We start from the raw sequence: 12,164 nt of genomic DNA on the forward strand, positions 1-12,164 counted from the left end.
TTAAATTGTTCGGCATTCACATGAGGTGCCGATGCATACGGTGACGATGTAGAGGAGGGAACTATTTTTGTACAACGTAGACACAACACGCATTGAACAGCAATTGACTCAGTTAAAAACGTGTGTCGATGTGCTAGCTGAATTGCCCCCGCTAAGTGCTAGCGAGACGGGGATCGTTGAACAGTTTGCGGCTGCACGGGCGTTCCACGTGGCGATCGAATGCGTAACCGATGTCGGTAACGCGTTGATCGACGGGTTTATTATGCGTGATCCAGGAAGCTATGAAGATATATTGGAAATTATGCTAGACGAGCGCGTGCTGCCAGCCGCGGAAGCGACACAACTTAAGCGTCTCGTCGAAAAGCGAAAGAAACTCGTCATTTTCTACACTGAAATAACAGTCGACGAGTTAGTGCAGATGGGGGAGAGCGTATCGGCACTGCGCGCGTTTCCGGAGCAGGTGCGCCGTTATTTGCAACAAGAGTTGGGAGCGGGAGTGTAGGTTTGCGATCGTAAAAACTAACTAGGGGAAGGTGAGTGTCATGGCTGCAAAAGTACCGACGACTCGTAAGCAAATCCTCAATATGTTAAAGTTCCAAGGAAAAATGTCCGTCAGCGAGATGGCTAGTCAGTTAAGTATTACGGAAATGGCTGTGCGGCGCCATTTGAATACGTTAGAGCGCGATGGGCTAATCTATTCTACCCTCGTACGGCAATCGATGGGGCGTCCGACGAATATGTATATGTTGACGGATACAGCTGACGATTTATTCCCAAAAAATTACTATGGGCTCACGCTCGAATTGTTGGAGGACTTAGCTAATACGGAAGGGAAAAAAGTGGTTGACGAGCTGTTCGTGCGACGGAAAGAGCGGATGACGGAGGCGAATCGCCACCACATTGACGGCGAGCTGCTGGAAGAGCGCGTGGAACAGTTGGCCGAACTGCAGAACAGTAAAGGCTATATGGTCAAATGGGATAAAATAAGCGAAGGTAAATACCGTGTAGTCGAACACAACTGCCCGATTGCGCGGGTGGCGAATAAGTTTAATCAAGCGTGTGCGTGCGAACTAAGTTATTTCCGCGATATTTTAGGAGACGCTGCTACTGTCGTACGCCCAGAATGTAAATCGAGTGGCGACGCCAACTGCGTGTACGTGATTGAAGAAAAAACCGTAGAGAAAGCGAAGGAAGCATGAGTTGTCATCGTCGCCCATCCATCCGGCCCCTGCACCGTACGTAAAAACGTATGGTGAAAGGGGTTGTTTTTGTTTACAATAAGGGAGAACGCAAGTTTAGTAACATATTAAAGGAGCCATTCCTGTAATGAATTAATTTGAGGTTTGCACAAAAAAAGTGCCTCCAGTAAGCTTGGGTTAGAATGTAGCGCTACACTCATTCATCCCAAGGCAAAAGGAGACACTCACATGAAGTATAAGATGAAACAGAAGAAAAATCAACGCATTTTACGCATGACCGAAAAAACCTTAATCGTTGGGGCAGACATTGCCAAGCAGACACACGTCGCTCGTGCGATCGACTTTCGGGGGATCGAACTCGGAAAAGACTGCGTGTTCGAGAATACGCACCAAGGGCTAACCAAACTGGTGAAGTGGATGAAGGACTTAAAACAGGTTCACAACAAAACAGATGTGCTGTTTGGCGTTGAACCAACTGGACACTATTGGTTTCCTTTAGCGGCATTTTTAAAAGAAGAAGGCATCAAAGTCGTTGTGGTTAACCCACATCATGTCAACCGAAGTAAAGAGTTGGAAGACAACTCACCGACGAAAAACGACTACAAAGATGCCAAAGTGATCGCGGATCTTATCCGCAACGGTCACTACGCTGAACCGAAGTTCCCGACACAGGTTTATGCCGATTTACGGATCATCATGAACCTGCGAGAAAAAGTAATGGTGAACTTTAATCAAGCAAAACTGCGTATTCAGAACTGGCTAGACCGCTTCTTCCCTGAGTACCATCAAGTGTTTAAAGACTGGGAAGGCAAAGCATCGCTAATGACCTTGCGTGAATTTCCAATGCCCAATGAGATTGTCGCTTTAGGCGCCGAAGCCATTCTCAAGCATTGGAAATCGGAAGTGAAGCGGGCTGTCGGGATAAAGCGCGCCGAGAAGTTGGTGAAAGTAGCGACAACTTCTATCGGGCTTACAGAAGGCATGTATGCCGCGAAGATTGAATGTTCGATGCTGCTAGATCAGTACACCTTGTTAGCTGACCAACTAGAAGAGATCATGCGGCAAGTGGAGCAACTGCTTGAGAAAATCCCCGGTACCGAAGCAATGATGACCATTCCCGGTGTGGGCATTGTCACACTCGCTGGTTTTCTAGCAGAAGTGGGTGATTTAAATGACTACGACCACGGGCAACAAATCATCCGCTTGGCGGGGTTGAATCTCAAAGAGAATAGCTCAGGCAAGAAGAAGGGGAAAGCGAGTATTAGTAAACGAGGACGTGCAAGGTTACGTGCCCTGCTATTCCGATGTGTCCTCCCGATGGTCGCTAAAAATGCCGAGTTTAAAGCGATGCATCGTTACTACACGACACGTCGTCACAATCCCCTGAAAAAGAAGCAATCGCTTATTGCCCTATGCTGCAAACTGATCAAAGTTCTGCATACGCTCGGTACGAGGCAGATTGCGTATGATGCGAAGGATGTTCTGGGTCCAGTGCGCCAGCAACAGTTACAGATGGCTGCTTAAAACGAATTAGCCAATCGTCGTGTGACCTTAAGTTTTTCCGTAGGGAAGGCAAAGACAACTGAAGCACGGAGTAGCCGCAGTACAATTTCCATAAGGGCAACGACCCAGTAAGGGAGCAAGAAGCGGCCTCCACCCCTTGAGAGGTAGAACGAAGGAATGTAAGGGCAATAGACCCCGTGTGACATGGGAGGGTAAACCGCAAGGGTGAAAGTGGAGATCCAGGGTGCGATCATCGCATAATGACTGGGGGAATATGGAATTTAGTGTTATTTCTCTGTTCCCGCACCAAACCCCGATCCCATAAAAACACAGTTATGCACTTATTATCCATCACACTCAAATGTCAAGGGCTGAAATACGGTGAATGAGTGAGGAAACACGAGATAAAACTAATTTATAGTGGGAGGAAGTGTCTGATGAGCGTGACCGTTGGTCAACAAGCTCCCGACTTTACGTTGAAAGCTACGGGGGACAAAGAAACAATTAGTCTGGCCGATTACCGAGGGAAAAACGTCGTCGTGCTGTTCTATCCGTTTGCGTTTAGTCCGGTGTGTACCGATGAGTTGTGCGGTTTAAGTGACGGTTTATCCGACTACAGTCAATTAGGCGTGGACATCGTTGCGATCAGCGTCGACAGTCCCTTTGCGAACGCAGCGTTTGCAGCCGAGCAAAATATCCAGTTGCCGCTGTTGAGTGATTTTAATAAAGAGGTGTCGGCTGCATACGGCGTGTTGTACAACTTAGGCGACTTCCAAGGGGTCTCCAAACGGTCTGCCTTCGTCGTCGATAAAAACGGTGACGTACAGTATGCGTGGTCGTCGGACGATCCGAAGCAGCTGCCCGATTTTGCCGCGATTAAACGCACGTTGGAGCAGTTGAACGGCTAGAGCTACTGGTACCGTCTAAAGCTGTCTCTGAACGGCTAAAGCTACTAATATCGTTTAATGCTACCGATCATACAACTGTTATGAATGATTCAAGCTACATAAGCGTCCTTGTGCGAGGATGCTTTTTTGTATGCGTATAGCACGTGTCTTTTTGTAGTATGCACCTCGTGCGCATGCCTTTTTGCTAATTGGGTATAATATCCAAAATGCGTGCGGTACTCCGGTTGAAAAAGGTAGGTGGTGTGGATGGGAAATTTTTTAGCGGCAATGGCAGCGTCTTTTGTTGCTGTGGCACTTTTCTTTACTATTGTTTATATGTTGCATCGCAAACTGGTGAAGGCGTTCGTGCAGCGCTTTTTAACGCGACTGTTAACGGATGAATATGTGGAAAACATTTGGGAGATTGTATCGGCGCTGAGGCGCTCAGGGGCGCAAAATGTGTTTGAGAACAGTTTGCGGGCCGAATTCGGAACCGTCATTAAGCGTCCGCTAGGCAGTCCGCGGGCGTTTTTACACTTTGACGGACTGATGTTCAATCCAGCGCAAATTTACCGTTTAACCGTTTCGGAAGATGCCGATGTCGATACGCGCGTCATTATCGGTCCACGAGCCAAAAAGCCGTTAACGTTGCAAACTCCGCTCATCGTCGCTGCATTCGGTTACGGGGTCGGTGTGAGTGAGAAGGTGAAACTAGCCTTAGCGAGGGGCGCGCGGCAAGTGGGTACGGCGTCGAATACGGGCGAGGGGCCTTTTTTGCAATCAGAGCGAGATGCTGCGGATTTTCTAATCGTCCAGTATCATCGCGGCGCATGGCTGAAAGAGGATCGTTATTTGACGCAAGCTGACGCGATCGAAATTCATTTCGGTCAAGGGGCGACAGCGGGCCTAGAAAGTGTCACGCCGCCGGAGTTACTGACGCCAGAAGCCCAGCAAATGATGGGACTCAAGGCAGAGGAGTCTGCGGTCATTCGCGCCAATTTCCCAAATATCAAGGATAGTAAAGATTTACGGCACGTCGTCCACGAGCTGAAGGAGATGACGGGTGGGGTGCCGATCGGAGTGAAGATGCTTCCGACGCACGATTTAGAACGAGATTTACAACTGGCGGTCGAAGCGGGTGTCGATTTTGTGACACTCGACGGCGCGCAAGCGGCGACGAAAGGGTCGCCGATCATTATTGAGGACAATTTTGGGTTACCGACTGTTTACGCTCTTTGTCGCGCGGCACGCTTCTTAAAGGAGAAAAAGTTGCAGTCGCGCGTGTCTCTACTCGTCTCCGGTGGGTTGTCTGAACCGGGACACTATTTGAAGGCGCTCGCCCTCGGTGCCGACGCGGTCTACATCGGCTCCGCACTGCTGTTTGCGATGACACACGTACAAGTAACGAAATCGGTGCCGTGGGAAAACCCACTCGAACTCGTGCTCGACGACGGCAATCAGGCAGAAGCCTTCGATGCGGATGAGGCCGAGCGGTGTGTCGTCAACTTTTTTACGTCTTCTGTCGAAGAAATGAAACTCGGCGTCCGGGCGCTCGGGAAGCGAGCGATTAGCGAGGTGAACCGCTCCGATTTGTGCGCCTTGGACAGTTGGACGGCGGACGTGACTGGAGTCGGGTTGTGTTATGGGGCAGGTGTGGGACGTCGCACGTAAAAAAATATACGTTGGGCTTTAAACCTTTTTTCTTTCCGATCCGTTATATAAGTACTTACAGCAGGAAGTGATCGCGATCTACCGCTGTGAGTAATAACGAGAGGGAAGTAGGCATTCGCAATGATCGAAATGAAACGTGTCAGTAAGCGCTACGGAAAAACGTACGCACTAAAAAATATCGATTTATCGATCGGCAAAGGGTTGTTCGGTTTACTCGGCCCGAACGGCGCCGGCAAGACGACGTTAATGCGCATCCTCGTCACTTTGCTCAAACCGACGGAAGGAGAGGTGACCGTCAACGGTCTCTCCCTCACGAAAAAACCTGATGCCGTACGGGAGCAAATTGGCTATTTACCGCAGACATTTCACTTATACCCGCATTTGACCGGGCGCGAGTTTCTCGACTATGTCGCCGTCATGAAAGGGATAAACGCGAAACGGGAACGGACGAAAGTGATCGATGAGCTGTTGGAGCAGGTAAACTTGACCGACAAGTCTAGACGCAAAATTAAGACGTACTCCGGCGGGATGCGGCAGCGGCTCGGCATTGCGCAAGCGCTGTTAGGGGACCCACACGTGCTCGTCGTCGACGAGCCGACGGCGGGTTTGGACCCGGAAGAGCGTGTGCGCTTCCGCAACCTCCTGTCGCAAATTAGCGTCAACCGCGTCGTCATTTTGTCGACACACATCGTCGCCGACATCGAAAGCAGCTGTAACCGCCTTGCCGTCATGGATCGCGGCCGCGTGGTCACGACCGGGACGCTAGCTGACTTGCGGCATGAAGCCGAAGGAATCGTTTGGGAGATTACCGCGAGCGATGAAGAATACGCTGCGCTCGAGTCACATGTGAAAATTGTGTCCACGCGCCGCACGGACACGGGGATACAATTGAAAGTGATCGCCCGCGATAACCCCCTCGGACGGGGGACGCCGCTTAAACCGACGCTCGAAGACGGGTATATGGCGCTGTTAGGTGGGACGTCTCATGCTTAAGTGGTTTAGGCAGTTTCGGATGGAGTGGCGGCACATTGGGCGCAACTGGTTTTTTCTGTTGGCTGTACCTGGCTTTGTCGCATCGTGCATCTACTATTTACAGCCGAACGTCTCCATCACGGAAACGAGCAATTATTATACACATCTGTACGGATTTTCCTATCTAGGACAAACGATGACCGTCGGTGTGGCCATCATGCTCGGCATGTTGGCGATCCGTCGCGACACGCGGCAGCGGACGGCGGAGGTGCTCGAATCGTGGCCGCTCGGCAACGGTACGTGGTTGACGGCGAAGTATGTCGCCTGCTATACGTACTTGTCGCTGTTCACGCTGGCATTCGCCGTCATCGGGGTCACCGTGTACGCGCAGCACGGTATGTCCGCGGCCAAAACGTGGCAAGACATCTCGTTTTTGGTCGGGCAGTACGCGATGTCCTACGCGGTCAGTCTCGCCTTAGGGATGGCGCTGGCGACGTGGATTCGCCACCGCATCGTCTATTTGATCGGCTTTTGTGCGTGGATGTTCGGCACCTTTTTTATGGAAATGTATATGATCGACCGCTACGACTGGCAGTTTTTGCGCACGTTCCACCTTAATCAGCTGTTACGCGGCACGGACTGGGCGCACGACGTGTGGGGAGCGGCCCTCGCTTCCGATGAGTTGCTCCGTTCGCGTCTATTCGTCGCCTTATTCACCCTCACGCTTCTCGCGGCGATCGTCATCACGCGCTACGTGCGGCGACCGGGACGGGCAGCGCGATTGTGGCAAGTGGGCGGTGTTGTCGTCTGCTGTGCAATGCTCGCAGCCGGTACGTGGTATCAACTGTTGTGGAGTGAGCGGGCGGAAACGAAAGACCTCGTCTACCGATTATGGGTGGAGAGAGGAGAAGAAGAAGACAGTGTGTGGGAAAACACCGACAAGACAGCTGCACGCGTCACATCGTACGCGATCGATGTGATGAAAACGGGACAACGCGGCCTGACAGTCGGCGCGCAGTTCGACCTCGACTTGCAAGGCCTCGGACAAAAGGCAAAAGAGGTACCGTTTACGTTAGAACCGCTGTTTCAGCTCGAATCGGTGGCAGTTGACGGGAAGAAGGTTAAGTTCCACCGTTCGAAAAACTTATTGACAATCCCACGCGACCAGTTTCCAGAGGGAGCGCAAAAAGTAACCGTGAATGTGCGATACTCTGGCGACGTGTTCGTCATGTCGCGAGACAAGACTGTGGCCTTCGTCCACGATAAGCAACTGTTATTACTGGGTTCTTATTTAGATTGGTACCCGTTGCCATATAACGATCAATTTGAGAACAGCATAGCGGGCATGGCAGAAAAGCAGAAAGACCGTGTGCCATTTAAGGTCACCGTGGGTGGGTTTCCGGGACGTGTGTACAGTTCACTCGCCAAAGCCGAGGGCCGCATTGGGAGACAGACGTTTAGCGGCGACGCGTGGAATAGACTGTCGTTAGTCGCTGGCGATGTGACGGACATCGCCTATAAAGGGTTACACGTTATTGCGTCGCCGTGGCACGTAGAGGAAGGGAAGAAAATGTTGCGCTACCTCGCCGACGATGCCTACCCATACTACGATGCGTGGTTAGGAAATCGTTATAAAGACAGGCGGCCAACGACATTTTTCTATTTGCCGCTCGAACGGGCTTACTTTTCGTTAAGCTGGCTAAAGGAAAATAAGGTGGCCTTCATCCATACATGGCCGAATCGTTCCCTCGAAATTTATGCTGAAATGGCTGAGAAGCCACATCGACGGGACGAATACTTGGCGAACGTGCGCGAGCAGCTATACGACCACTTGTTTAAAAACAATGAAATTTATGTCGATGACGAAAATAAAGATAAGAACGATGTCACCGAATCGGTGCGCGGCGCTTATGTGTACATGTATTTACGGGAAAAAAAGGGCTGGACACACGATGAAGTGACGGAGTTATTCATCAATACTTACGCGGGGGAGGGCGACGGCGAGGTCGACGACCAAAAAACGGCGAAGCTGCCGCGCTCAAAAGTGTTTGCGATGCTCGGTCGGGCGTTTGACGACGGTAAGAGCGCTCAAGTAAAAAAACTGCTGCGTGCCTACTACCCGCAATGTGCCGCGTACGGTTACGACGATTCAAAAGTCGGCTACGGACCACGCATTATGTGGGACGAGTGGCAGGCGAAGTGGAAGGAGTTTGGATTATAAGTGAGTAAGTGGCAAAAGGAATTCGCAAACGTCTTAAGCTGGCCCGGCATGTTGATCGCCGCCTACCTCCTGTTACTCCTTTGGACGATCCTCACGTCAGACAAAACGCGCAGTCTCGTCAACTACAGCGAACTAGCGATGATGCCAGTGGCGGTGATGGTGACGTTCTTGGCGTTTCAGCGGGAAATTGGCAGTGGCTTTATGGAAATACTCGCGACATACCCGTTGTCGCTGCCACGCTTGCTTCTGCACAAATGGCTACTGAGCATACTGACCTTCACCGCTTGCCACGCGGTGGTAGTCGGCGTATACTACTGGCAGTTTCAGCAGCTCAAGATGGATATCTATCCGTGGCAGGGTGGGGAGTCTGTTTGGCGGACGGTCAGTTGGTGGGAAGTGTACGTGCAAGCACTGCCAGGCTTCTTGTTTATGTCGGCGCTCGCCGTGTTCGGCTTTATGGTGACGCGGCAAGTGTACGGCGGCTTGATTCTCCCATTCGCCTACTGGCTGCTGGAAATGTTGATGGGAGGACTGTGGCTGCCGCTGCATACGATGTTTTTGCAGGAAACGGATATGTTCGTCGTTAACCGTCTATCGCATATTGTGGCGGTTGTCGTGCTCATCGGGTCGTCACTTGTTCTGTTCAATCGGCGAACGCGCTGGATTGCTGCTGAGAGTGACGTGGCGTAGCAGCTTGAACGAAGGTAACAATTAGCAAAGAAAGGGGGAGTTGACCGTGCTCGCAGATCGCACGCTAGCAGAACAAGTCGCCCGCGGCGACCAGGCGGCGCTGGAAACACTCGTCTACCGTTATCACGCGCCGCTACACGGATATTTAGAACGTATGCTGCGCGACCGACAAAAAGCAGAGGACGTCACACAAGAGGTGTTCGTGCGCTTTATTCGACAAGCGAGGGAGCGCCAAGTGCCGACGCAAGTAAAAGCGTGGCTGTACCGCGTCGCGACGAACTTGTGCCGCGACTACTGGCGCAGTGCCAGTTACCGCTCCGAATGTTTCGTACAGGAGCAACTGCCGCCGCAAGTGGACGAACGCTCCTCCGTCGTAGACATTTTTGAACGGCAAGAGCTGCGGCAAGAAGTGTTGACCGCGCTTAACATATTGTCCGACACGCAGCGGACGATCGTCATTTTACGTTTTTACCAGGATATGAAGTTACAAGAAATCGCCGATGCGTTGCAAATACCACTCGGATCGGTGAAATCGAGTTTGTACCACGCGATGCGGTATTTAAAAAAGGAGCTACTAAAAGAGCGCAAGGCCGATACCGTAGACGAAGCCAATATGTCACTCAGTGAAAGGAGGAAATCGCGGTGATGAAGGAAGGGGAACAGTTTGTGTGGACTGAAGCGCAAGAACAGGAGTTTCACCAATTAGAACGCGAACTTGAACCAGCGTTACAATCCGTACTCGTGTCGCAACCTAGTCAGGGGGAGACACAGGCGCTATTGACGTCGCTACTTTCCTCGCTAGAAGATGAAGATCGAGAGGAAGCTGACGTCTGGCAAACGAGACAGCGGGAGGCGCCTGCTCTGTGGCCACAAGTTAAGGCGCAAGCAAAAATGCACGGCAAATCCTTTTGGATCGTCAGTGCGCTTTTGTTTACGCTACTGACAATCATGATGCAAGACGCAGTAGTTACGCCGGAGGCGACGGGTTTGATTGCCTTATGGTTCACGCCGCTCGTGCTGCTTACCAGTCTCGTGTACAGTTTTCGTACGTGGGATGCGGGCATGCGCGCAGTTGAAAGTGTTACTGTTTTTCCGCCAGCTTTGTTGCTGTTAAGCCGGTTTCTCGTCGTATTACTCCTCGACCTCGCCCTCGTGCTAATCGGGAGTGTCTATATTTTGTTAACCGCAAAGTTTACGAGTCTCGCTGTGCACCCGTTTATGTTCGTCATCGGTTGGATGACCCCGCTACTCTTCTTTTTTGGGGTGACCGCAAATGTTATGCTATATAAAGGCGTTAAAACCGGGATGGTTACGGCTACCGCCTTGTGGCTCTTCACTTGTGCACTCGTCGTCAGCGACACACTCGCGCTCGTCGTCGTCCCCGTCTGCTTTTTGCTGGGTACGCTACTTTCAATTCGCGCGTATGTCCACGCAAAAAGGCTTTTTCGCGTCACGGTGAGTTAAGTCTGTCGCAGCGTAACGTGTACGGAAAAACTTATGCCGCACGGTGTCTCTTAATAAAACGTCTGTCCCGGGGGGATGTTATAATTATCCCACCATTAAAGGAGGACTACGATGGATGCGGCACAATTAACAGGTCCGACGGGTCTTTTACTGACTGGCAATTTACTCGCCTTCAGGAAAGACCCGCTCGCCTATTTGATGAAAACGGCGCACGATTACGGCGAGATCGCGCGCTTGCGCTTCGGTCTGAAACAGAACGTCTATCTCATCAACAGCCCTGACGACATTCACGAAATACTCGTAAAGAAACAAGATCACTTTCACAAGACGACAACGTTAAAAATTGCAAAAGTCGCCCTGGGGGCAGGGCTGCTGACGAGTGAAGGCGAGGCGCATATGCGGCAGCGCCGACTCATGGCACCAGCGTTTGCGCGGAAACATATCGGAACGTACGCCGATACGATGGTTAACTACGCCTCCCAAGAAATTGCCGCGTGGCAAGACGGTGAAGAGCGTGACATAAACCGCGCGATGATGGAAATTACGTTGTCAGTCATTACAGAGACGATGTTCGGTACGCAAATCTCACAAGGCTTCCGCCAAGTGGCTGAGGCGATTGAAATGGGCATGCGCTACATCACCGAGCGGGCGCGGGCCATTGTTTATTTGCCAGAGGAAATTCCGACGCCGAAAAGTAAAAAGTTCCACGAAGCGATTACCGGCCTAAACAAGGTCATTTATGAGATTATTGAGGAGCGGCGCCAGCACCCGGAATTGAATGAACGCGGCGATTTGCTCGCGACGTTGCTACGCGCGCGAGACGAAGACGACGGAAGTGGGATGACGGACGAACAGGTGCGCGATCAAGTGTTCACTATCTTTATGGCCGGACACGAGACGACGGCGAACACGCTGTCATGGGTGTTTTATTTGTTAGCGAAGCACCCTGAAATAGTGGAAAAACTGGAACGAGAAGTGGACGACGTGTTGCAAGGGCGGCTGCCTACGCTAGACGACTACGACAAACTAACCTATGTGCAACACGTGATTAGTGAGACGTTGCGCCTTTATCCCGCCGCTTGGAAAATAAGCCGCGAGGTCGTATCGACAGTAGAAATTGGCAGTCACCAGTTTGTCCCGGGAGAAATTTTGCTCATGAGCCAGTACGTCATGCACCGCAACCCGCGTTTTTACGACGACCCCGCCGACTTTCGACCGGAACGGTTTGCGGGCGACATGTTGAAACGGATCCCGAAGTTCGCTTATTTTCCGTTTGGCGGCGGGGCGCGCATCTGTATCGGCAACCATTTTGCCTTACTCGAGGCGGCTCTCGTGCTAGCAACGATTGTGCAGAAGTTCCGTCTCTCTTTACCGGAAGACCGTCAAGAAGTTAAACCGGAGCCGCTCATTACGCTCCGTCCGCAAGGTGGTTTGCCTATGGTTGTCTCCGCCAGATAAGGGGAGTCGCAAGGTATAGGGGCAGGGAACGGTGTGACCCGTGTGCGCACTTGTGTGTTATGTACGAACCTATAGAAGTAGCTGAACGGAGAGGAAGTT

At 51.6% G+C, this 12,164-nt stretch carries 11 protein-coding genes; all 11 read left to right on the forward strand.

Going from position 1 to position 12,164, the window contains the following annotated elements; translation table 11 throughout:
* Nucleotides 1-67 precede the first annotated feature (67 nt).
* The 11 genes from BN1247_RS16615 (at nt 68) to BN1247_RS16665 (ending at nt 12,065) form a co-directional block, all read left to right on the forward strand.
* Nucleotides 68-502: a DUF86 domain-containing protein gene (locus BN1247_RS16615; RefSeq protein WP_054951366.1), complete on the forward strand. Its 435-nt coding sequence runs from the start codon at nt 68-70 to the stop codon at nt 500-502.
* 40 nt (nt 503-542) lie between these two features.
* Nucleotides 543-1,199 carry a helix-turn-helix transcriptional regulator gene (locus BN1247_RS16620; RefSeq protein WP_054951367.1) on the forward strand — a complete coding sequence of 219 codons (657 nt, stop codon included), beginning with the start codon at nt 543-545 and terminating at the stop codon, nt 1,197-1,199.
* A 228-nt stretch (nt 1,200-1,427) separates the two neighbouring features.
* Nucleotides 1,428-2,723: an IS110 family RNA-guided transposase gene (locus BN1247_RS16625; protein ID WP_054948550.1), complete on the forward strand. Its 1,296-nt coding sequence runs from the start codon at nt 1,428-1,430 to the stop codon at nt 2,721-2,723.
* 416 nt (nt 2,724-3,139) lie between these two features.
* Nucleotides 3,140-3,610: a redoxin domain-containing protein gene (locus BN1247_RS16630; RefSeq protein WP_054951368.1), complete on the forward strand. Its 471-nt coding sequence runs from the start codon at nt 3,140-3,142 to the stop codon at nt 3,608-3,610.
* A gap of 246 nt (nt 3,611-3,856) precedes the next feature.
* Nucleotides 3,857-5,260, forward strand: coding sequence for an FMN-binding glutamate synthase family protein (locus BN1247_RS16635; protein ID WP_054951369.1), 1,404 nt, complete (start codon nt 3,857-3,859; stop codon nt 5,258-5,260).
* A gap of 129 nt (nt 5,261-5,389) precedes the next feature.
* On the forward strand, nt 5,390-6,253 hold the full coding sequence (locus tag BN1247_RS16640; RefSeq protein ID WP_315969685.1) for an ABC transporter ATP-binding protein: 864 nt from the start codon (nt 5,390-5,392) through the stop codon (nt 6,251-6,253).
* On the forward strand, nt 6,246-8,453 hold the full coding sequence (locus tag BN1247_RS16645) for an ABC transporter permease (RefSeq protein ID WP_054951371.1): 2,208 nt from the start codon (nt 6,246-6,248) through the stop codon (nt 8,451-8,453). Before BN1247_RS16640 ends, BN1247_RS16645 begins: the two co-directional genes overlap by 8 nt.
* Nucleotides 8,454-9,143 (forward strand): hypothetical protein, encoded by a 690-nt coding sequence (locus BN1247_RS16650; RefSeq protein ID WP_054951372.1) that lies wholly within the window; start codon nt 8,454-8,456, stop codon nt 9,141-9,143.
* 46 nt (nt 9,144-9,189) lie between these two features.
* Nucleotides 9,190-9,789 carry an RNA polymerase sigma factor gene (locus tag BN1247_RS16655; RefSeq protein ID WP_054951373.1) on the forward strand — a complete coding sequence of 200 codons (600 nt, stop codon included), beginning with the start codon at nt 9,190-9,192 and terminating at the stop codon, nt 9,787-9,789.
* Nucleotides 9,786-10,607, forward strand: coding sequence for a hypothetical protein (locus BN1247_RS16660; RefSeq protein WP_054951374.1), 822 nt, complete (start codon nt 9,786-9,788; stop codon nt 10,605-10,607). The genes BN1247_RS16655 and BN1247_RS16660 overlap by 4 nt, the downstream gene beginning before the upstream one ends.
* A gap of 111 nt (nt 10,608-10,718) precedes the next feature.
* On the forward strand, nt 10,719-12,065 hold the full coding sequence (locus BN1247_RS16665) for a cytochrome P450 (protein ID WP_054951375.1): 1,347 nt from the start codon (nt 10,719-10,721) through the stop codon (nt 12,063-12,065).
* Nucleotides 12,066-12,164 lie beyond the last annotated feature (99 nt).

The organism is Numidum massiliense, assembly GCF_001375555.1.
GTDB lineage: Bacteria > Bacillota > Bacilli > Thermoactinomycetales > Novibacillaceae > Numidum > Numidum massiliense.

Excerpts from the sequence above, each read along its gene's own strand:
- BN1247_RS16640 (WP_315969685.1), top strand. The coding sequence starts at position 5,390 with ATGAAACGTGTCAGTAAGCGCTACGGAAAAACGTACGCACTAAAAAAT.
- BN1247_RS16620 (WP_054951367.1), top strand. The coding sequence starts at position 543 with ATGGCTGCAAAAGTACCGACGACTCGTAAGCAAATCCTCAATATGTTA.
- BN1247_RS16665 (WP_054951375.1), top strand. The coding sequence starts at position 10,719 with ATGGATGCGGCACAATTAACAGGTCCGACGGGTCTTTTACTGACTGGC.
- BN1247_RS16625 (WP_054948550.1), top strand. The coding sequence starts at position 1,428 with ATGAAGTATAAGATGAAACAGAAGAAAAATCAACGCATTTTACGCATG.
- BN1247_RS16635 (WP_054951369.1), top strand. The coding sequence starts at position 3,857 with ATGGGAAATTTTTTAGCGGCAATGGCAGCGTCTTTTGTTGCTGTGGCA.
- BN1247_RS16630 (WP_054951368.1), top strand. The coding sequence starts at position 3,140 with ATGAGCGTGACCGTTGGTCAACAAGCTCCCGACTTTACGTTGAAAGCT.
- BN1247_RS16645 (WP_054951371.1), top strand. The coding sequence starts at position 6,246 with ATGCTTAAGTGGTTTAGGCAGTTTCGGATGGAGTGGCGGCACATTGGG.